We start from the raw sequence: 21646 nt of genomic DNA, 5'->3' as shown, positions 1-21646 counted from the left end.
GCGGCCATCGGTCCAAAACAGCACAGTCTCAGTCGTACTCGTGCGATAGGATGAAAGAACTGCAAGCCTCCGTCGGCTCTTTGAAATGCGCGCGGTCCCGTACATACAGGTACACGTCCCGTTTATCGGGTAGGTCCGATATTGTTCGAAATCCGGTGCTGTCAGGGATAAACCGCGTCACGGTCTGCGGCAGGACAGTCACCCATTGGCCGGTCTGAACCAGCGTGATCAGGGAATGCGTATTGTGAATAATGATCTCAGATCGGTCCAATACACGTTGAAACGTCGTCGTCTGAATAAGCTCACACAGCGTGTTTCGCACAAAATGAAAAGCCTGCAGGTCGGAGATCCTTGGCGGGTCCGGCCTGACCATCAGAGGGTGGTCAGATGCAGCGACAAGACCAAAACGATCTTTTAACAACGGAACAATTCGAACACCCTTTAGCGGATGATAGCCGGACGCAATCCCTATATCTGCCTTGTCTTCGGCGACGGCATCCAGGACCTGTTGCGTATCCGTATCGCGCAGCTCGATCTTCAGACCGGGAAACCTGGACGTCATATGCCCGAGCAAAGAGGGGAAGATCAGAGCACCGACGGACGGGACAGACACAACCCGGACCAGCCCGTGTTCTGCATGCGCGGCGGTCTCGATGTTCTGAATACCCTGATCGAACTGGCGCACGAGTTTGAGCGCTAGGTCAAACACATGCTCGCCCATAGGCGAAAGGTGGTTTTTTCTTTCCCCCTCAAATAGTTTCTTGCCGAGATGATCTTCCAACTGTTTCAGCGTCATCGACACGGCGGATTGCGTGCGCCCCAGACGATCGGCGGCTTCGATCAGGTTTCCGGTCTGGGCGACCGTGCAGAAGCAGCGCAGCATTTCGATTTTGATAGCCAAATTTCAGTTATCCTGAAGTAAAGTTAAGAAATTTGAGTTTGACTGATATCACCTGCAAAATCCATCCTGTTGAAAATCGAGAATCTGATACCGGGGTTTTACGTGACCAAGTTGAATTTGATCGCTGGCGAATGGCTGACCGGCGAAAGCGAAATCGAAAACCGAAACCCGTCAGATCTGAGTGATCTCGTCGGCGTCTTTGCCCAAGCCAGTGCAGACCAGCTTGACGCAACCTTGGATCAGGCGTGGACTGCGCAGGCGGAATGGGCCGCCTATCTGCCCGAGCGCAAACAGGCCGTTCTGATGAACATTGGCAATGAACTAATGGCCCGGGCTGAAGAACTTGGGACTCTGCTGTCGCGTGAGGAGGGCAAACCGCTGGCCGAGGGCAAGGGCGAGGTTTATCGCGCCGGTCAGTTTTTTACCTATTACGCCGCCGAATGCCTGCGCCAGATCGGCGAGAATGCAGACAGTGTCCGCCCGGGTGTCGAGATCGATGTCCGCCGCGAGCCTGTTGGCGTCGTGGCCATCATCAGCCCGTGGAACTTTCCCACTGCGACCGCGTCGTGGAAGATCGCGCCAGCGCTGTGCTACGGCAACGCGGTTGTGTGGAAGCCGGCCAACCTCACCCCGGCTTCGGCGGTTGCCCTGACCGAAATCATAGAGCGGCAGGACATTCCCAAAGGGCTCTTCAGCCTGGTTATGGGTTCGGGACGATCAATCGGTCAGCGACTGGTCGAAAGCCCGAAGGTCGGTGCGATTTCGTTCACCGGTTCGGTTCCGGTCGGCAAAGGCATAGCAGCGGCCGCCATCCAGAACTTGACCAAGGTTCAAATGGAAATGGGATCAAAGAACGCGCTGGCAGTGATGGACGACGCCGATCTGGATCTGGCTGTGACGCTGGCTCTGGGCGGTGCCTTCGGTGGCACGGGTCAGAAATGTACGGCCTCATCCCGTCTGGTGATCCACGCTGGCATCCACGACGCCTTTGTTGAAAAGCTGGTTGCCGGTGCGGGTGCAATGAAAGTTGGGCATGCCTTGGAAGACGGCACCCAGATGGGGCCGGTGGTCAGCGAACAGCAGCTGGCAGAAAACCTGTCTTATGTCGAACTGGGCAAATCCGAAGGGGCTGAACTGGCCTGCGGCGGTGAACGACTCGAGATGCCGCATGACGGATTCTACATGTCGCCCGGCGTATTTCTGAACACGACAAACGACATGCGCATCAATCGTGAAGAGATGTTTGCGCCGCTGACAAGCGTGATCAAGGTCGACAGCTATGACGAGGCGCTCAGCGTGGTCAACGACACCAATTTCGGGCTGACCTCGGGCATCGTGACGCAGAATCTGGCCCGCGCTACCCATTTCCGCCGCAACGCGCGCACCGGCGTCGTCACTGTCAACCTCCCGACTGCGGGAACCGATTATCACGTACCCTTTGGTGGTCGAGGCGACAGCTCTTACGGACCACGCGAACAGGGCAAGGCGGCGGCAGAGTTCTACACAACGGTCAAGACCGCCTACATCAGCGCGGGATCGCCTGTCTGATGCGGATCGACGGGCTGCAATATGCCAACTGGTCGGAAAAGATCTTTCGACAACTGCGCGAGGGCAATGTCGACGCGATCCATGTCACCATCGCGTATCATGAGACCTTTCGCGAAACGGTTCTGAATATTGAGAAGTGGAACCGCTGGTTCGAACAATTTCCGGACCTCATCCTGAAAGGGCGTTGGGCCAGCGATATCGACACGGCACGCCAAACCGACCGGACAGCCGTCTTTTTTGGATTTCAGAACCCTTCGCCGATCGAGGACGACATTGGGCTGGTCGAAGTCCTGCACGATTTGGGCGCGCGGTTCATGCAACTGACCTACAACAACCAATCCCTGTTGGCGACCGGCTGCTACGAGGCCGAAGACACCGGCATCACGCGTATGGGCAGGCAGGTCATCAAGGAAATGAACCGTGTGGGTCTGGTGGTGGACATGAGTCATTCCGCTGATCGTTCAACCATCGAGGCCGCCGAAATATCCGAGCGCCCAATCGCAATCACGCACGCCAATCCGCATGATTGGGCGCCCGCCCTGCGCAACAAACGCGATGAGGTCCTTCAGGCGGTCACCGAAAACGGTGGGATGCTGGGCTTTTCAGTCTACCCTCATCACCTGAAGGACAAATCCAACTGCACCTTGGAAAGCTTCTGCGAGATGATCGCCCGAACTGCTGACAGATTTGGCACGCAAAACCTGGGGATTGGGACCGATCTGTGTCAGGATCAGCCCGACAGCGTCGTTGAATGGATGCGTGTCGGACGCTGGACGAAAGAAATCGACTATGGAGAAGGATCGGCTGGAAATCCCGGCTTTCCGCCCATGCCGCAGTGGTTCAGGGACAATCGGGATTTCGGCAATATCGAAACCGGCCTGCGCACGGTCGGAATGAGCGATCAGGAAATCGCAGGTGTTATGGGCGAAAACTGGTACCGTTTCTTCGCCGACAGCTTTGAGCGGTTGACCAAATGATAAACACGCACCCACATATCCCCCGTCGTGATCCAGCCAGCGTTATGCGCTTGTCAAGGCTCGGTTCGTTGCATCAATGCAGGCTCAGCTTTATGCGGCAATTGACCCGTAGCATGGCGCGGGAAGGTTGGCGCTTCTCCCGGCCCGTCTTCGATATTGACGAAAAGGGCGTCGGACATGCGGTCTATACGATGCACGGACCAGAGCGCGCCTATTCCCTGGTTGCTTTTGCGCATGATCTGCCGGCCGACCAACGTTCGGACCGGGTGATTGCCGAAGCATGGGATGCAACCTTTGCTCTTTTTGATGGCATTCCGACCTCTGCTGATATCGACCGGTTGGCCAAGAACGTGCCTTTGCAGGAGGCCGGCCGGGTTTCCGAAAACGAGTTGTCTCTATCCCGCGCGAACCGGTCCGTCCGCTTGTGGGCGCATGTTGTCGACAGTCTGGCGTCGGGCCAGCAACCTGAGTTGGAGCACATCCACAAGGTTGGCTATCTGATGCGGACCACTGCCGTGTACGGGTCCGGAAAATTCGGGGCGGCGGATCGCGAAAAAACATCGGATCGTCCCGAAACCCATGCCCCGTTTCAGACTGAAATGCTGTCCGTCTTTTTGACGCGCGCCTTTGTGCGAGACCTGGTGCAACACATGGCGCACGCCAAAGGGGGCGACCAGACAGCAGACCTTGACCCAGCAATTGCCCGCGAACTCGGCATTGGCAACTCGACAGGGTTGGGTATGGCGCCGTTCATCGTCAACCACCCGATCCTGTTCAACAACTGGATTATGGTGCGTGAAGAGGCCATCTCGCGCGTGCGCTCGATAGATACGTCGTCCACCGACGATGCGCGCGCGTTTCGCGATGTTTTCGAACGTTGCAAGCTTTCGATGTCGTGGTGGCGCTCGGATCATCCTGTGCAAGTTGCAAAGCTCGCAGCTTTGAAGCGAGATTTGGCAGCGATCTCGGATTATCTGGAACACGACGACCTGCTTCAGGATCATCCATGGGACCGGCTGATCCGATGGTCAGACGAGGCGCTCAGCGAAGAAGGACAGGAACTGATCGCGTCGCTGATCCTAGAACCCTACGGCGACATTGTGGACGGCCTGAGCAGTTGCATGGCGGACTCCAATGGCGCGGCTCAGGTGATCGACGGCGCGATGTCCATTTCCGAGCTTCGCCTTTTGATAGAACGCAGCTTTGACTGGGCATTGGATCTGGATTGGGACGCTCCGGAAAACTGCGCCCGGGCGTGGTACGTCTCCGAGGAAAAACTGGAACCCCGGCTGGGTGAACGGTTCCAGGAACCGATCACCGAGTACGAACAACCCTTGGCTCCCGCTCGCGACGCGGTCGCTGCGCACAAAGCGCTCGTTGAATGGGACGGTCAAAAGCCCGTTGCGCTTTTCCTGCTGCGCCACCCTGAACACCGTCATACCGTTCGACGCGCTCAAATCAGCCGGGCCGCGCCCTATGGAGAAATCCACGACAACACCATCGGCGCTAGCGTTATGCCCATTGATATGCTCCGCGCCAAACTGTCCTTCTTCGGAGCAACGCATTTTGATCCCCGTTCGGATCGCTGGGTGCGAATTTGCATGTATGCCGGTGCGCCTTATCCGGATGAACTAACCAAAGAAAACGCCGATCTTTGGGTGTATCCGGAGGTTGCGACATGAGCTTTTCTCTGAACGAGGTTGAGGCCACAGCGAAACGTGCAACCCGCGGGGCCGGGTACTGCTGGGGCATTGCTGAAGAGGCGGGCAAAGCCGCGCGCTGGCTGTGCGCTCAATCGTTGGACGGTGTCGGGGCCTTGGCGCACCTTTTAGAACGTGACTGTGCAGCTACTCTGGAATTTCATACGCCTACGGATCTGCACGATGTCTGGAAGGGTGCGCAGCACCTGTGCCCGCTGACAACCGGCGCGGCGCTTTCGGACAGTGCTGGCCTGCTGCAAACCGGTCCGATCCGCATCCAACGGGTCTGTATGCCCATGCTGTTGCTGCCTTTTGTGGCAAACGCCGCGCGCACCCAGGATAAGACCTTCACCATCACAATAGACGGTTCTTCGGCCATCACAGATGGCATCCGCCTGTCAATGCCGGAGGATTGTCCCGAAGACGCCGACCACGTCATGGTCTCTCCTGGCGGAGCGCTGTCAGAAGTTAAACCCAGCCATACCCGCGCGACGCCACGACCCGCCGACTGGGACATTCTCTTGCACTACAGCCATCGCACCTATGCCCCCGCCACCGAAGAATCCCGCCTGCTGGGCGCTGGTGCCAGGCTTTCCGACAACGACTAGTGAGACAACCAGATGATTGAAACCCGGACCCTGTCGCTCGCCGAAATCGAAGACTTGTCCTTTCGGGCCCTCGTGGCCGCAGGTACATCCGAGGAAAACGCGCGCCCATTGGCCGTAGCGACCGCAGCAACCGAAGCCGATGGGGTCGCAAGTCACGGTCTGGCCTACATCCCGATCTATTGTGAGCATGTTGCGTGCGGCAAGGTGGATGGTCAGGCCAAACCGGTCCTATCGCGTCCACGGCCCGGCGTTGTGACCGTCGACGCGGCAACAGGGTTTGCGCATCCGGCAATTGCTCTGGGCTTTGAAACGCTTGTACCCGCCGCGCGCGAACAGGGCCTAGCCGCCCTGGCGATCAAGAACAGCTACAATTGTGGCGTGTTGGGGTATCATACCTACCGGCTGGCGCAGGCCGGCCTCGTTGGCCTTGGGTTCACTAATGCACCCGCGTCCATCGCCCCGTCCGGTGGTGCAAAGCCGGTTGTCGGCACCAATCCCTTCTCCGTTGCGGTTCCCGGGGCGGACGGGCAACCTGCCCTGCTGATTGATCAGAGCGCCAGTACAATTGCCAAAAGCGAGGTCATGAAACACGCCCGTGAAGGCAAATCGATCCCCATTGGCTGGGCACTGGACGCTGAAGGCAACCCGACGACAGACCCAAGTGTTGGGCTGAAGGGAAGCATGGCTCCCTCCGGGGGCTACAAGGGCGTCGGTGTCGCTCTGCTCACTGAAATTATGGCAGCCGCGCTGACCGGTGCGACCCTCGGCATAAACGCTTCGCCGTTTTCCGGAACAGTCGGTGGCCCACCTAAGACAGGTCAGTTCTTTATCGCCATCGATCCGTCCGCCACCTCTGGCGACGCTTTTTCGAGGGGGATCGTTGATCTTGTGGAGGCGATCCGCTTTCAGGACGGCGCGCATTTGCCCGGTGACGGACGTCGTGCAAAGCGGCTGTCGGCCCGAACGGACGGCGTCGCGGTGAACACGGTCACTCTGGCGAAGATTCAGGCTATACTGGACAGCGGAATCCAGAGCTGAAGCCAAGAGCGACGAACCCAAACACGACCCTCTGGCACCGTAGTGGCGATCTTGCGTTCCTTCTTCGAACAGCCTGCCTTTGATTTGCATCAACGATAGAGCCCGCACGCGTCGCTATCCGAATGGCGGCACGCAGGGGACGAATGATGGCAAACGACAAAGCAGGACAAATCGTGTGGCACGATCTTTTTTCGGCCAACCGGGCACGGTCGAAAGAGTTCTATAGTCAGGTCGCGTCCTGGAGCTTCGTCACCGAGCATGCGACGGACTTTGCCTGGGGTGGAGGAGAAAAGGACTTCGTCCTCGCTGTGTCGGATGGCGAGGCCGGCGCGGGAATTGTTGAGACACCAGAGGGGTTTGCGGATGGCTGGATCCCTTATGTAGAAGTACCTGACGTCGACCGGTGCGCAGCTCACGCCGAGAAACTCGGCGGGCAGATCCTCAGGCCGCCATTCGAGGTTCCTAGGGTTGGTCGGAATTGCCTTTTGTCGGACCCACATGGTGCGCGCATCGGTATTTCATTTTCACGTCACGAGTTTCCTGCGCCCAGGCACCAATTTGGATCAGAGGTCTATCTGTCCAACGAACGCCAATTCGCCGGTCAGTTTTACAATGAACTGTTCGATTGGACCTATGTACAACAAAACAACAATCCGGTTGGGTATCTGCAACAAAAGCACTCACCGCGGACAGTTGCACAGCACATTCCGTCGAGCGCGTTCAATCTCGACGAAGCAACTTGGATACCTGCCCTACGGGTTGGACACGTCAGCAATGCACGTTCTGTGGCAGAACGCTTAGGAGAACGTACAGTGCGCTTCGACCCCACCTATCAGGCGGCGGAACCATTCTCAGTTCTATGGGACTCAAACGGATCGCTTTTTGCCCTACACGAAGAAATGGTATGAACCGGTCGGCTGTTTCGTTTGTCTGAGGGGAAGCCCACTTTGATTCAACGCAAGGCAAGGACGTCGGGCGCTAACTAGGCTCCAGATTTGTGCGCACCGAAACGGAGTCACTCAATGATAAATAGTGCAAGAGCAATACTTGCCGCTGTTGCCCTTCTCATCGGGGGAGCGGCGTTGTTTCTGCTGGTTTCCGAGAATACCGACGCATTGCCCGAAGGGTTCGCGCAAGGCAATGGACGGATTGAGGCCGAACAGGTGGAGATTGCCCCCACCCTTGCTGGCCGGGTCGAAAAAGTAACAGCCGCTGAAGGAGCCTTGGTTTCTACCGGCGACACTCTGGTGGAAATGGACACCGACGAGTTAAAGGCAGCCCTTGATCGGGCCAAAGCCGAAGTCACGCTGGCGCGCCAGACCAAGGCCGAGGCCGAGGCGATCGTCGTGCAGCGTGAGAGCGAACAACGCAGAGCAAAACAGGAGTTTGATCGTGCAACGGCGCTGTTGGCCGGGCAGAACATTCCGGAAGCCGTTTTTGAGGAACGCGAAACCGACTATCTTGTTGCCGAAGCTGTGTTGGGTGCAGCCAAAGCCCGGGTTGCAACCGCCGATAGCCGGATCGCGTCGGCCGAAGCGGGTGTGCGCCTGATCGAAGCGCAAATTGAGGACAGTTCGCTTTATGCGCCGGTGCTGGGCCGTGTATTGTACCGCCTGGCGGAACCCGGTGAAGTCGTCGGGGCCGGTGAACCGATCCTGACGCTTCTCAGCCTGGAAAACGTCTACATGGAGGTCTTCCTGCCGGCCCGCAAGGCCGGGCTTTTGGCCATAGGGGCCGAAGCGCGCATCGTGCTGGACGCGTTGCCGGATTACGCCATTCCTGCAACGGTTTCCTTCGTCTCTCCAGAGGCTCAGTTCACCCCGAAACAGGTGGAGACACTGGACGAGCGTGAGCAGTTGGTTTTTCGCGTCCGAGTCCGAATTCCGGAAGACCTGGTTTCGGGTCGGATCGAACACGTGAAGACGGGTCTACGCGGCGTGGCCGTCATTCAGCTTGATCCCAACAGTGCCTGGCCTGAGGCATTGGAGAGGCGCATTCCGGCTGAGTTGTTCGAATGACGGTCGCGGCGGAATTGCCAGCGATACGGATTGCGGATGTCACGCACAAGTATCGCAAGCATATCGCATTGGACGATGTGTCGCTGGATCTGCCCACCAATCAGCTTATCGGATTCATCGGCCCGGATGGCGTCGGAAAGTCAACGCTGCTGGGCCTGATCACCGGCGCGAAAAAGCTGCAATCCGGCACGATTGATGTATTGGGCGGGTCGATAGACGACACTGCGCATCGGCGCCGCGTTTGCCCGGCTATTGCGTTCATGCCGCAGGGTCTGGGGCGCAACCTTTATGCGGAACTGTCTGTCCGGGAAAACCTCGAATTCTTCTCGCGCCTGTTCGGGCAAGATCAGGAGGAGCGAGACATTCGGATTGCGGCCCTGCTGACGGCAACCGGGTTGGCGCCTTTTGAAAACCGTCTCATGGGCAAGCTCTCGGGCGGAATGAAACAGAAGCTTGGTCTGTGTTGCGCGCTGATCCATGACCCAAAGCTTCTTGTGCTGGACGAACCGACAACCGGTGTCGATCCCCTGTCGCGCCGTCAGTTCTGGGCTCTGATTGATGAGATCAGAAACGCAACCCCCGAGCTCACCGTCCTGGTGTCGACTGCCTACATGGAAGAGGCCCAAAGCTTCGACAGGATCGTCGCAATGGATGCCGGGCATGTCATCTTTCAGGGGACGCCGCAGGCGTTGCAGGGTGATCAAGAAAATCTTGAGACCGCCTACAGAAACTTGCAGACGCATGATCAGCAACCATCTCCTTTCGAGCACTTTCCGAGTCACGAAGCATCCGAAAATCCGGTGATCGCGGCGCGGGGCCTGACACGGCGCTTTGGGGATTTTACGGCCGTGGACAGCGTCGATTTCTCGATCCACCGGGGCGAGATATTTGGATTTCTCGGGTCGAACGGGTGCGGCAAGTCGACGACGATGAAGATGCTGACCGGCCTTCTGCCAGCAAGCTCCGGTGAGGCGTTGCTGTTCGACCGGCCCGTTGACGCCCGCAACCGCGACATGCGCCGTGAAATCGGGTACATGAGCCAAGCGTTTTCGCTGTATGGCGAACTGACCGTGCATCAGAACCTGCAACTGCACGCCCGCATTTTCGAAATCCCTGACCGGGCAGCCCGGATCGACGAACTGGTTCAACGCTTTGGCCTTGTCGCCCATCGCGATACGTTGGCGGCCAACCTTCCGCTTGGCATAAAGCAACGCCTGTCTTTGGCCGTTGCCGTCATCCATCGCCCGCGCGTGCTTATCCTGGATGAACCGACATCGGGTGTGGATCCGGCCGCGCGAGATTCGTTTTGGGAACTGCTGTTTGAACTGTCGCGCAATGACGACGTGACCATTTTCGTTTCAACCCATTTCATGGGTGAAGCCGAACGCTGTGACCGGGTCTCGTTCATGCATGCAGGCAAGGTTCTGGCCGAGGGGACGCCAGCCGAATTGATCGCTGCGGAAAACACCGGCAGTCTTGAGGAATCATTTGTATCCATTCTGAAAGCCGCGGACCCGCCAGATCCGGTTGTTGCACCAAAGGTGGACGTGAACATGCCGAAACACAGCGACGCAGGCGGGGTCGCTCGCGCGCTGGCCTATACCCGGCGGGAGAGTGTTGAGGTGATACGCGATCCGGTGCGTTTGGCCTTCGCCTTTCTCGGGTCGGCGATCCTGATGCTGGTCTTCTGTTACGGGATCACCCTGGACATCGAAGAACTTGATTTCGCGGTTCTGGATTATTCACAGGGCCCGGAAAGCCGCGCCTACGTCGCCGAGATATCGGGATCGCGTTACTTTGATGCGACCGCTCCGCTGGTTTCCGCCGAGGAAGGGCGCAGTCGGCTGATTGCCGGAGATGTTTCGCTGGTCGTTGAACTGCCGCCCGACTTCGGGCGCAAACTGCATACAGGCGAACCGACCGAAGTGCTGGCGACGGTCGACGGCGCAATACCGTTCAAGGGTGAGACGGTTGAAGGATACGTGGCCGGGTTACACCGGACATTTTTGGGCGCCCTGGCGCGCGAAAACGGCGCACCCCATTCTGAAATCGCCCACATCGAACCACGGTTCCGGTACAACCAGAGTTTCGAAAGCATCGCGGCGATGGCGCCCGCTATGCCCGCGATCCTCTTGATCATGCTGCCCGCCGTTCTGACGGCGGTCAGTGTCGCGCGGGAAAGAGAATTGGGATCGGTCGTCAATTTCTACGTAACGCCAACGACCCGGCTCGAATTCCTGGTCGGCAAACAGATCCCTTACATTGCGATTGGCTTTGCCAATTTCCTATTGCTGGCCTGGATGACGGTTGTTGTTTTCGGGGTGCCCCTGAAAGGCGACCCCATTCCCCTTGCAGTGGGGGCGTTGTTGTATGTCTGGGCCACGACATCCTACGGGTTGCTGATGGCAACGATCACATCCAGCCAGGTGGCCGCCACCTTCGCAACGGCCATCGCCTCGGTTGTGCCGACGATTCAGTTCTCGGGTCTTCTGCAGCCGGTTTCAACGCTTGAACCCGGCGCGCAGGCCATCGGGTCACTATGGCCATCATCCTATTTTCTGCATCTCAACGTGGGCGCATTCACCAAAGGGCTGGGATGGGAGGCTTTGGCCCCGGACATTCTGGCGCTGGCCTGCTTTGGCCCCGCGTTCACTTTGATCGCCGTTCTTTTGCTCAGAGCGCAGGAGAAGTGAATGCGACGCCTGTATTGCATCTTCTGGCTGGGTCTAAAGGAAATGGTGAGCCTGCGCCGGGATTGGATCATGATGGCACTGCTGGCATGGTCCTTCACTCTGGCCCCGATCATGGAGGCGACAGGCGTCGCCAGTTCGGTGAACAATGCCTCAATTGCGTTTGCCGATGAGGACAATTCCCCACTCTCGCGGGCGCTGACCACCGCATTCTTTCCGCCCGAGTTCCAGCCGGTTGTGCAGATCGTGCCGGGAACCGGATCGGAACATATGGATGACGGGCGGTTTCTCTTTGTCGTTGCCGTGCCCCCCGGGTTTGAAAAAGACATACGCGCCGGGCGCGCACCAGAAATTCAGGTTCTCATCGATGCGACCGCTATGGAGCAGGCCGGAATTGGCGCAAATTACATCACCAATATTCTGAGCGCAGAAATACGGCGTTTTGCGATCGGCGCCGATCTCGTGGACCCTCCTGTGGTGGACGTCATCCTGCGCAGCGCGTTCAATCCAAACAGGGATACAGTGCGCTTTGCCGGGATTGTCGCCCTGATCGGCCAGATCATGTGGTTGACGACAATCCTGACCGGCGCGGCCATGATCCGGGAACGCGAACACGGCACAATTGAACACCTGCTGGCCATGCCGCTCGCCCCGTTTGACATCGCAATGGCGAAGATTTGGGCCAATGCTGCGGTCGTGCTTGTGGCGAGCGGCCTGTCGATGATTTTTGTGATGCAAGGTGCATTGGGCATCGACATCGCCGGGTCAAACTTGCTGTTTCTCATTGGCACCGCACTGTTTCTGTTCACCGCGACGGCGCTGGGGGTCTTTCTGGCCACTGTCGCCCGCTCGATGGCGCAATTCGCGCTTTTGGTGATGCTGGTGATCCTGCCCATGTTGATGCTCTCGGGTGGTGAGACACCGATTGAAGGCCAGCCTGACTGGCTGCAGATCGGAACACTCATCCTGCCATCCCGGCACTATATGGCAGCCAGTCAGGCGATCATATTCAAAGGTGCAGGGCTGGAAACGGTCTGGCCAGAATTCGTATGGATGGCGGTGCTGGGAATTGCGCTATTGACGACCAGCCTCGCGCTGTTCAGGCGGTCTGTTGCACAAGATCGATAGGGGTGGGTGCCCGGTCCGATGGATTGAGCAACAGCTAGTGCTTCGCATCGTCCGTCCCGCGTGCGCGGGCGGCAAAATTGATCTCGCTTAAAGTTGCGTCATTCGGATGTGGTAGAATCGCCACACTGCAATCTTTAATGGGAGAATTGAAGATGCCTACCAAATCCACCAAGACCGAGTCGCCGGAAGTTTTCACCGAAGTCCTCAGGTCCATGCAGGGTGTGATGTCCACGAACCCGCTGATCGCACCGCAAGTCGAACAGTTCTGGAACGCACAGGACAAGCTGCTGGATGAGGCCGAGGAATACTCCCGCCAATGGTTCCTACGCCGCCACGAAGCGGCCCGGACCGCCCTTGAAGCGGCGCGGCAAACAACATCCGGCGACAGGATCGAACCCACAAAAGCAATGAACACAATGGCCGAATGGCAACGCCACTCAATCGAACGCATGGTCGAAGACGCCCGCGAGTGGTTCGAAATGGTGACCCGGTGCGCAAAATACGTGAGCGAAACCGAGGCCGAGGCCGTGGGTGAGAGCATGGATGCGGCCTCAAAAGCCGCACGAAAAGCTGCCAAGCCAACGAAATCCGAGCCAGTTTGAGGCAGTTTGCTGGCTCAGAAAGATGAAGTGCCTGTACTTGTCAAAGTACAAACCTGCGCCAAGTGGCTTTGGCGCGCTCAGCTTATAACTTTTTGTCCACGTGTATCTGAACTGACGTCGATTTCCCCGACGCCGACACCTAATCGGACCAGTTCGATGACATCAATCCAATAAACCAGATACGTTCTGCAGCAACAAATCCGACAAGGCCTGGGATCGGCCTGCCCTTTCTAAGTCTGATGAATATAGCTCCCCGGCGCATCAGGCAGTTTGCCTGCATCTCTCCGTTTCCCTCCCATAGGCGGCGGCTTTGTTTCTCCGGTGGAATGCGCCTTGAACCAGTCGGCCATGGCGGGCCACCACGAGCCTTTTCTGACTTCGCTCGTCTCCAGCCAGTCATCCGGTGAAACATAAAGGGCGTCTGCCAGCCGGTGATCTATCCGATAGTGACGGTTTTTGTGCCCGGGTTCGCTCAGGATACCGCCATTGTGCCCCCCCTTGGTCAGGACAAAGGTCAGATCGCCATCGGTGAACAGCCTGACCTTGTAAACCGAACGCCACGGGGCGATATGATCGGTCTCCGTTCCAACCACGAACATCGGAACCCGAATGTCCTTCAGGGCAATAACCCGCCCTTCAACAGCGAAACGCCCAGCGCTCAGCCGATTTTCCAGGAACAGACCGCGCAGGTATTCCGAATGCATCCGCGCGGGCATGCGCGTTGTGTCATTGTTCCACACGGTCAGATCCGATGGCAGGTCCTCTTCGCCAAGGAAATACCTGCGCACGGCGCGCGCATAGATAAGATCTTCGGCACGAATGGTCGTGAATGTCCGGGTCATCTGCGGCCGGTCCAGACACCCCTGCAACCACATCAGGTCTTCGACAAAAGAAACCTGACTGTCGTCGATGAACAGTAAAAGCTCGCCGGCTTCGGCAAAATCAACCTGTGCCGCCATCAGGGTGACGCTGGCCAACCGGTCATCGCCCTCCCGCTCCATCACCGCCGCTGCGATCGCAAGGAGCGTCCCACCCAGGCAATACCCGTTGGCGTGGATTTTTTTGCCCGGAACGATTTCCTCAACAGCGTCAATCGCGGCCATGACACCCTGCTTGCGATAGTCTTCCAGACTGAGATCGGCATGCTCGGCAGTCGGGTTGAGCCAAGAAATCATGAACACCGTGAACCCCTGGCTGACGAGATAGCGTACCATCGAATTTTCCGGCGACAGGTCCAGCACGTAGTACTTCATGATCCAGGCTGGCACGAAAAGGATGGGCTCAGCCTGTACCGTTTCGGTCGAAGGCGAATACTGGATCAGTTCGAAAAGCGTGTTTCGATAGACGACTTTGCCTGGTGTCGCTGCCAGATCCTTACCGATCTCATAGCCCTCGGGCGCGGGATCATGCTGTTGCGTCACCGTGTGCAGAAAGTCCTCAACAAAATGCGCGCCACCATCCACCAGATTGCGGCCGCCTGTCTCGACAGTTCGGTTGATGATTTCCGGATTCAGCCAGGGGAAATTCGAAGGTGACACGACATCGAGCGCCTGGCGAATCTGAAACTGTGCCCGCTCGGCATCCCGAGGCGCAATACCGGGCATCTCATCCGTCGCGGCCTGCCACCAGTCCTGCGCGCTTAGGAAGGCCTGCTGCCAGAGCGCAAAAGGTGCCTTTTGCCAATCGTCCGCCACGAACCGGTGATCGTTCTTGCGCGGTCGGAACGGCGGTTCCGGCTCTGCCCCGGCGGAAAGCTTACTGGCATGGTCCCAAAGCTTGGCCGTATTTCGGGCCGCGCGCTCGGCAAGTTCAAGCTGACGCCCGGGCGACCGGGACAGATGCACGGCCCAGTCCATCCACGTCGCCATTACCGAATGCGGAGAAACACCCGCCGTAGCTCGGGCCAGTGCAGCACGCGTGGCCCGGTCCAGCTTATCATAGGGATGAGGTGACACCTGAGACTCAGGGGCTGACGCCACAAGCTGAGGGTCCACTTTCAACTTCTCCGGTTTCAATTCGGTCATGTCGTCTCTCCACTAAAAGTCAGACAGTCCAGCGGTTGTGGGTTTCGGCCTCGTCAGAACAACCCTGCGATCTATGTAAGCATTAATCCTGAAAATTCATGACGATCCGGCCCTGAATCTTGCCCTGTTCCATGCGCGCGAAGATATCGCTGATATTGTCCAGCGTGTCCCATTCGAAATGCGATGCAATGCGTCTTTTGGCATCAGTGCTGAATCTGGCCCCGATTGAAGCACGGCTCCTGACAAGCCACCCGCAACTGTATTTGCGCGAAAGGCCAAAAACCGCCCCGGTTTGTGGCCCCGAAGGTCCAAAAAACGAAATGGGGCAGTGCATTCTAGTCTGTCTGTCGGCCGGCGACCCGATTGAAGAGTTATCATTTGCTTGTAGCTCAGAAAATGCCACTTGAGAGCCAGTTTTGGTTAACAAGTCAAAACGTTGCTGAAGTTGGATTGTTAACAGGTTTACCGCTGTTGCAATTTGCTGCAGCGTCTCTTGCGCGATAGATTTCTGGAGTCCAGCGAGGTTCCATTGCTTTGTCGCAAAGTGCTTGCCTCAAACCTGCTAACTCATGACTTGAAGAGTGCAGATTTTTGCCGACCTTCGTCAACAGAAATGCAATCTAATGCACTCCGCATTGCACCGATTGCCGTTGATCAGAGGGGACGACTGATACAAAGCTAAGCCGCGTTGCATCAGGTTTCCTGCACCTCCTCAGGATCGAGGAAAGCTTGGGATAGTGGTACATCAGAATAGAACCAATAGTAAGTGAGCAATCCCAAAAGAGTAGTTCCGCCCATGCAGAACTTCACCCCGACCACAAGGATTGGATCGTTTGTCTATGTAACCGCGTCATCCGTCAGTGTGTGCATGTTCTGTCGGTGTCGATGTTACTGATTATCGTCTTTGCAGTCGCGGATGCAGCCTTGACGACCGACCAGAAACTCATCACCCCACCCGTTCTGATCCTTGAGGTCAGCGACCTGCTGGCTGTTTTCAGTGCGGTGCTCGTTGTTCTGATTGCCATCGAAATCCGTACCAATATCACACTTCACCTGACGCCGGATAAGGACGCTCATTCACTGCGGCGAACCAGAACCACCCAGATATACAGGAAGGATGCTTTGTTTCATTATTTTCCAACCAGCTCACTCAAGAATTCTTGCAACAGTATCTTTGAACCGAAGCATGCCCATTCTTCGAAAACTTTGAAAAAGGGACACCGGAACTGATCTTCAGAAACTGCGGTGGTGTGTTTAAGCTCACCTGGCAAAACCGGAATGCCATTGCTACGCATTGCCCCTACCCAAACCATCCGCTATCACCCCGCCCAACTCAATTTCCCCGACCCAGAGGACGCGACATGGCCGCCTATCAATATGTCTACCACATGCAGGGTGTCTCCAAGACCTATCCCGGTGGCAAGAAGTGCTTTGAAAACATCCACCTGAGCTTCCTGCCCGGCGTGAAAATCGGTGTCGTCGGCGTCAACGGCGCGGGTAAATCGACGCTGATGAAGATCATGGCGGGCCTCGACACCGACTTCACCGGTGAGGCATGGGCCGCCGAGGGCGCCAAGGTCGGCTATCTGCCGCAGGAACCGCAGTTGGATGAATCGCTGACCGTCCGCGAAAACGTCATGCTGGGCGTCGCCGCAAAAAAGGCCAAGGTCGATCGCTTCAACGAGATCGCCATGGAGATCGCCGAGAACTACTCGGACGAGCTGATGGAGGAAATGACCACCCTGCAGGACGCGATCGACGCCGAGAACCTGTGGGACCTCGACAGCCAGATCGACGTCTCGATGGAAGCCCTGCGTTGCCCGCCGGACGATGCCAACATCGCCAATCTCTCGGGTGGTGAGAAACGCCGTGTGGCGCTCTGCAAGCTGTTGCTGGAAGCGCCTGACATGCTGCTGCTCGACGAACCGACCAACCACCTCGACGCCGAGACCATCGCGTGGCTGCAACAGCACCTGATCGACTACAAGGGCACCATCCTGATCGTCACCCACGACCGTTATTTCCTGGATGACATCACCGGCTGGATCCTCGAACTCGACCGCGGCCGCGGCATTCCATACGAGGGCAACTATTCCGCATGGCTGGAGCAGAAAGCCAAGCGACTGGAGCAGGAAGCGCGTGAGGACAAGTCCAAGCAGAAGACCCTGCAGCGCGAATTGGAATGGATGCGTCAGGGCCAGAAGGCCCGTCAGGCCAAATCCAAGGCCCGGATCAACGCCTATAACGAGCTGGCAGACCAGTCCGAACGCGAAAAACTCACCCGTGCCCAGATCGTCATCCCCAACGGCCAGCGCCTTGGCGGCAAGGTGATCGAGGTCGAGGGTCTGTCCAAGCACATGGGCGACAAACAACTGATCGAAGGGCTGGATTTCGCCCTGCCCCCCGGCGGCATCGTCGGCGTCATCGGCCCCAACGGTGCCGGTAAATCGACGCTCTTCAAGATGCTCACCGGGCAGGAACAGCCTGACAGCGGTACCATCTCGCTGGGCGACACGGTCGAGCTGTCTTATGTCGACCAGTCCCGCGACGACCTGAAAGACAACGACACCGTGTGGGAGGCGATCACCGGCGGGGCCGAGATCATCCAACTGGGCGACGCGCAGGTCAATTCCCGCGCCTATTGCTCGTCCTTCAACTTCAAGGGCGGCGACCAGCAGAAAAAGGTCTCGCTGCTGTCCGGGGGTGAGCGCAACCGCGTCCACATGGCCCGCCTGCTGAAAGAGGGCGGCAACGTCCTGCTGCTGGATGAGCCGACTAACGACCTCGACGTCGAAACCCTGCGCGCGCTGGAAGACGCCCTGGTCGATTTCGCCGGCTGCGCGGTCGTCATCTCACACGACCGCTTCTTCCTCGACCGGATTTGCACGCATATTCTGGCCTTCGAAGGGGATGCGCATGTTGAGTGGTTCGAGGGCAATTTCGAGGATTACGAAGAGGACAAAAAGCGCCGTCTGGGACCGGACGCGCTGGAGCCCAAGCGGTTGAAGCATAAGAAATTTGCGCGGTGAGTTGCTCAAACGGCATTTTGTGGCGTATTGTCAATGGATTGTAAACGAAAGTTGTCCATTATCAGTATCTGCTTGACGGTAGGTTCCACTACCCACATATTTGCCAGGAGATCGTTATTCTGACCTAGATTGTGAAGAGGAGGCTGGTATGGCCTTAGAGGGTGCGCGTGACTAAGCAGTTGACATGTGATCAATTGCACGACCTGACAGAAACGGCACAGACTTTAGTCTGTGCCGTTTCTGATTCAATGTCGCTATCTTCGGCTTTAATATCTTTGGCAGGACCCACGATTATTGGGATATCAGCGATTATCGCCTTAGTAAGCTTGAAACAGGCACGGGAAATTGCTCGAAAGAAGGCGACACTGGATCTAATCGAAAAAGCTGAGTCGAATGATTACTATCGACGGCTCCACTCAACCTTCTCATACTACAAAAGAACCGGGGATTTCGCCCGGCTGCACGCGCCCAAAGAAGAAAAAGACAGCAGGGATCGCGGCGATGTTCTGGATTTCTTAAGCCACTATGAGCTTGTTTCCATCGGTATCGAAAAGGGAATACTGGACATCGAGTTTTACCGGCAATGGATGGCAAACCCGTTTGTACGTGACTGGAATGCAGCAGCGGATTTTGTGCAACGAGAACGCTGGAAGCAAAATACGGCAACGCAGGAGTGGTACTACTATCCCAAGCTTCTGGAGACCTATCAAAGAGTAGCATTGTGCTTCGATGAGGCCGCTATTGACTTAACCGAAAACTACGCCGGACCACCAGAACAAGCCGAGGGACCTGGCGACAAACCACTTCCATAAACCAGCAAGCGTAGGATGGGGTAAAACCCCATCCTACGGCTCTCCGAAGGTGCCATCGGTGACCACACCACTCCACTCCGGATCAACCCGGCCTGCGCGAATATCGCGATGGATTGACGAATACGCCCAATCGGTCGGGCGCTCCACCAACCCATGCTTGACCGGATTGCCCCAACAACACGCCATGTGATTGCGGTAATCCGTTTCATCCCGAATGGCGTGCTCCCAAAACCGGCGTTGCCAAATCCCGGCATCTCCCTTCGCAATTTTCGATGCCGTTCGTAGGATGGGGTTACACCCCATCACTTCCCCGGCTTTCACCCCTCGCGTAAACCGAGCCTTAATCGCACCCCACCGCGTCGAATAATCCGCATCCCCCGGCGGCAAGGTCCAAACTGCGTGGATATGATCAGGCAACACGACAAACGCGTCGCACCAGAACGGACGCTCCCTTTGCGTCATCGCAAAGGCCGCCCGCAAATGTGCCACCTCGCGCGTCAACAGATCCGAGGACCGGTCGGCCAAAGACGCGGTGAAGAAATACTTGGCTCCGGGAATGCGGATGCGCCGGTAATTAGTCATGCCGGCACAAAACAACAAACGTGGTTAACGAAGGCCTAAAACCCGATCACCTGCACAACGCGCGCAGGCTCGACATCCTCGCCCGCCATCCGGACAAAAGCCTGCTGCCCGTCGCGCCCGATCCGCAGCCGGGCCTCGATCTGTTTGCGGTGGTCGTCGGTGATCCGGTTGCGGGCACAGGCGCCCTCCTCCTCCCACAGACGTTTGGAGATCCCCGAGGACACCGCCCAGGAGATTGCCCGGGGCTGAACGTCGCTTTCCGACAACTGATCGCGGGTCTCCAGCGTCTTTAGCATCTCGGCCATAACCTCAAAGCTTTCGCGGAAGGTGACGTCCTCCATCTCGGTCTCTTCTTCGGTGGCCATATCGTCATTCAGGCATTTTCGCGCAACAAACAGCCAGTCATGCACCATATAGGCGGGTGCATAACCCCACGGGTTCAGGCCCCGGACCGGCTGCACCAGCTTCGGTATGCTGCCCCCGTCGGTGTACATCCACTGCGGCTCGATCTCGGTCACATGGACCGCGCGCCCGTCGGTCTGCGCCCCACGTGCAAAGGCCAGCGCGCGGCCCTGCCGGTCCACGTCCGGCACATAGACAAACTGGCCATCACCCGCCGATCCGCTGTCGCCGCGCACCCACATCACCAACAGCGATCCGGTGAAGTCCCCGGGTTGCGAGTCATCGTAGATCCGGCTGCTGCAGGCGGTCAAAACGATCAGGGACAACAGGGCAAGGCAGCGGGCAAACATGGCGGTCTCCAATAAGATCAAACAATACCAACAGCCTAAATCGATAACCAAAGCTGCGTCAAAACCATCGGCGGATTCCTGTTCAAAACGGAAAATGCGCCCTCAAACCCTTGTACAAACCCCACAAATTCTCTTGTCACGCACCAGTTCGGGTGCCATATCCAAGGGGCATACGTTTTTCTATTTCGACCTGCTGTCTCCGTTTCCGGCGCTCAGTCTATCGATACAGACGACGACGCCGGGCTGCCGCAACACCGTGGGCAGCACATAAACAGGAGACAACGGATATGCCTACAGGCACCGTAAAATGGTTCAACACCACCAAAGGCTTCGGCTTTATCGCACCCGAAGAGGGCGGCAAGGACGTATTTGTGCACATCTCGGCGGTCGAGCGTTCGGGCCTCACCGGTCTGGCCGACAACCAGAAAGTCACGTACGAGCTGCGCGCCGGTCGTGACGGTCGCGAAAGCGCCGACGACATCCAGCTGGTGTAACCGGTTGAAAGGGTGGGGAAATTTCCCTGCCCTTTTTCTTTTTTCAGGCATTGTACGTTCTGCGCGGTCTCAATTTTGTGCGCGGAACGCATAACTTTTACGTTATGCATGCCCCAGAAATGACCAATTCGGATATCATTCTGACAGTGCAGTCATGAGTTCAGTGGTCATTGCGAAAGGGCATACCATGTTCACACGCCGTGTGTTTCTAGCCGGCACCGCCGCCAGCCTGCTGCCGGGCATCGCCAGCGCGAAGAAGACGGTCGAGTTTGATCCCACACCGCAATACGTGCGGATCAAAAAAGAGTTCCTGCCGGGTCAGTTGCTGGTCGTACCGCGCTCTTTCTACCTGTATTTCGTAACCGAACAGCGAAAGGCGATCCGCTATGGCTGTGGTGTTGGCAAGGCAGGCCTGGAATTCTCGGGCACGGCCACAATCGACGTGAAAAAGGAATGGCCCACATGGCGGCCGACCAACGAGATGATCGAGCGCGATCCGGTGGCTTACGCGCGGTTCAAGGACAACGACTATGTTCAACCCGGCGGGGGTGACAACCCTCTGGGTGCGCGGGCGCTGTATCTGTTCCAAAACGGGGTGGACACCTATTTCCGAATTCACGGCACGACTCAGCCGCAGACGATTGGCCGGGCCGTATCAAACGGGTGCATTCGAATGCTGAACGAGCATGTCGTGGACTTGTACAACAGGGTCCCGATCGGAACCGTGGTCACGGTTGTCTGAC

The 21646-nt window shown here is 57.4% G+C and carries 20 protein-coding genes; 15 read left to right on the top strand and 5 right to left on the bottom strand.

Going from position 1 to position 21646, the window contains the following annotated elements:
• Positions 1-28: 28 nt before the first annotated feature.
• Entirely contained in the window at positions 29-901 is an 873-nt protein-coding gene (locus ACR3E0_RS04620; protein ID WP_480476629.1) for a LysR family transcriptional regulator, read from the bottom strand.
• Positions 902-1003: 102 nt separating this feature from the next.
• On the opposite strand from ACR3E0_RS04620, the gene ACR3E0_RS04615 reads away from it, so the two are divergent.
• From ACR3E0_RS04615 to ACR3E0_RS04570, 10 genes are all read left to right on the top strand, one after another.
• A complete protein-coding gene (locus tag ACR3E0_RS04615; protein ID WP_480476627.1) occupies positions 1004-2449 on the top strand; it encodes an aldehyde dehydrogenase family protein in 1446 nt (481 codons plus the stop codon).
• Positions 2449-3426 carry a membrane dipeptidase gene (locus tag ACR3E0_RS04610; RefSeq protein ID WP_480476625.1) on the top strand — a complete coding sequence of 326 codons (978 nt, stop codon included), beginning with the start codon at positions 2449-2451 and terminating at the stop codon, positions 3424-3426. Before ACR3E0_RS04615 ends, ACR3E0_RS04610 begins: the two co-directional genes overlap by 1 nt.
• Positions 3423-5108 carry a hypothetical protein gene (locus ACR3E0_RS04605; RefSeq protein ID WP_480476623.1) on the top strand — a complete coding sequence of 562 codons (1686 nt, stop codon included), beginning with the start codon at positions 3423-3425 and terminating at the stop codon, positions 5106-5108. Before ACR3E0_RS04610 ends, ACR3E0_RS04605 begins: the two co-directional genes overlap by 4 nt.
• Positions 5105-5734, top strand: coding sequence for a DUF3726 domain-containing protein (locus ACR3E0_RS04600; protein WP_480476621.1), 630 nt, complete (start codon positions 5105-5107; stop codon positions 5732-5734). Before ACR3E0_RS04605 ends, ACR3E0_RS04600 begins: the two co-directional genes overlap by 4 nt.
• A gap of 12 nt (positions 5735-5746) precedes the next feature.
• Positions 5747-6772 (top strand): Ldh family oxidoreductase, encoded by a 1026-nt coding sequence (locus ACR3E0_RS04595; protein ID WP_480476619.1) that lies wholly within the window; start codon positions 5747-5749, stop codon positions 6770-6772.
• A 146-nt stretch (positions 6773-6918) separates the two neighbouring features.
• Entirely contained in the window at positions 6919-7680 is a 762-nt protein-coding gene (locus tag ACR3E0_RS04590) for a VOC family protein (RefSeq protein WP_480476617.1), read from the top strand.
• 114 nt (positions 7681-7794) lie between these two features.
• The gene (locus ACR3E0_RS04585; RefSeq protein WP_480476615.1) at positions 7795-8790 is read left to right on the top strand and encodes an HlyD family secretion protein; all 996 of its coding nucleotides are present in this window, start codon (positions 7795-7797) and stop codon (positions 8788-8790) included.
• The gene (gene rbbA / locus ACR3E0_RS04580; protein WP_480476613.1) at positions 8787-11483 is read left to right on the top strand and encodes a ribosome-associated ATPase/putative transporter RbbA; all 2697 of its coding nucleotides are present in this window, start codon (positions 8787-8789) and stop codon (positions 11481-11483) included. Before ACR3E0_RS04585 ends, rbbA begins: the two co-directional genes overlap by 4 nt.
• Positions 11484-12608, top strand: coding sequence for an ABC transporter permease (locus ACR3E0_RS04575; protein ID WP_480476611.1), 1125 nt, complete (start codon positions 11484-11486; stop codon positions 12606-12608). It abuts the gene before it with no gap.
• A gap of 152 nt (positions 12609-12760) precedes the next feature.
• Positions 12761-13210 carry a hypothetical protein gene (locus ACR3E0_RS04570; protein ID WP_480476609.1) on the top strand — a complete coding sequence of 150 codons (450 nt, stop codon included), beginning with the start codon at positions 12761-12763 and terminating at the stop codon, positions 13208-13210.
• Between the two features lie 230 nt (positions 13211-13440).
• Here ACR3E0_RS04570 and ACR3E0_RS04565 read toward each other — a convergent pair whose 3' ends face one another.
• Positions 13441-15234, bottom strand: a complete 1794-nt coding sequence (locus ACR3E0_RS04565) for a PHA/PHB synthase family protein (protein WP_480476607.1) — start codon at positions 15232-15234, stop codon at positions 13441-13443.
• 82 nt (positions 15235-15316) lie between these two features.
• Positions 15317-15568 carry a hypothetical protein gene (locus ACR3E0_RS04560; protein ID WP_480476605.1) on the bottom strand — a complete coding sequence of 84 codons (252 nt, stop codon included), beginning with the start codon at positions 15566-15568 and terminating at the stop codon, positions 15317-15319.
• Between the two features lie 551 nt (positions 15569-16119).
• Between ACR3E0_RS04560 and ACR3E0_RS04555 the strand changes: the two genes are divergently transcribed.
• The 3 genes from ACR3E0_RS04555 (at position 16120) to ACR3E0_RS04545 (ending at position 19075) form a co-directional block, all read left to right on the top strand.
• The gene (locus ACR3E0_RS04555) at positions 16120-16464 is read left to right on the top strand and encodes a phosphate-starvation-inducible PsiE family protein (protein ID WP_480476603.1); all 345 of its coding nucleotides are present in this window, start codon (positions 16120-16122) and stop codon (positions 16462-16464) included.
• A gap of 131 nt (positions 16465-16595) precedes the next feature.
• Positions 16596-18263, top strand: coding sequence for an energy-dependent translational throttle protein EttA (gene ettA / locus ACR3E0_RS04550; RefSeq protein ID WP_480476601.1), 1668 nt, complete (start codon positions 16596-16598; stop codon positions 18261-18263).
• 167 nt (positions 18264-18430) lie between these two features.
• Entirely contained in the window at positions 18431-19075 is a 645-nt protein-coding gene (locus ACR3E0_RS04545) for a DUF4760 domain-containing protein (RefSeq protein WP_480476599.1), read from the top strand.
• Between the two features lie 33 nt (positions 19076-19108).
• Here the strand turns inward: ACR3E0_RS04545 and ACR3E0_RS04540 are convergent, their stop codons facing one another.
• Both ACR3E0_RS04540 and ACR3E0_RS04535 read right to left on the bottom strand, forming a co-directional pair.
• Positions 19109-19657 carry an REP-associated tyrosine transposase gene (locus ACR3E0_RS04540; protein ID WP_480476597.1) on the bottom strand — a complete coding sequence of 183 codons (549 nt, stop codon included), beginning with the start codon at positions 19655-19657 and terminating at the stop codon, positions 19109-19111.
• A 35-nt stretch (positions 19658-19692) separates the two neighbouring features.
• Positions 19693-20409, bottom strand: coding sequence for a DUF1353 domain-containing protein (locus ACR3E0_RS04535; protein ID WP_480476595.1), 717 nt, complete (start codon positions 20407-20409; stop codon positions 19693-19695).
• A 287-nt stretch (positions 20410-20696) separates the two neighbouring features.
• On the opposite strand from ACR3E0_RS04535, the gene ACR3E0_RS04530 reads away from it, so the two are divergent.
• Both ACR3E0_RS04530 and ACR3E0_RS04525 read left to right on the top strand, forming a co-directional pair.
• Positions 20697-20903, top strand: coding sequence for a cold-shock protein (locus tag ACR3E0_RS04530; protein ID WP_170428128.1), 207 nt, complete (start codon positions 20697-20699; stop codon positions 20901-20903).
• Positions 20904-21090: 187 nt separating this feature from the next.
• Positions 21091-21645, top strand: coding sequence for a L,D-transpeptidase (locus tag ACR3E0_RS04525; RefSeq protein WP_480480946.1), 555 nt, complete (start codon positions 21091-21093; stop codon positions 21643-21645).
• Position 21646: the final 1 nt, after the last annotated feature.

The organism is Ruegeria sp. AJ12 (assembly GCF_056536245.1).
Note: the sequence above shows the minus strand (reverse complement) of the source record. Positions and strands in the feature narration are given on the sequence as shown.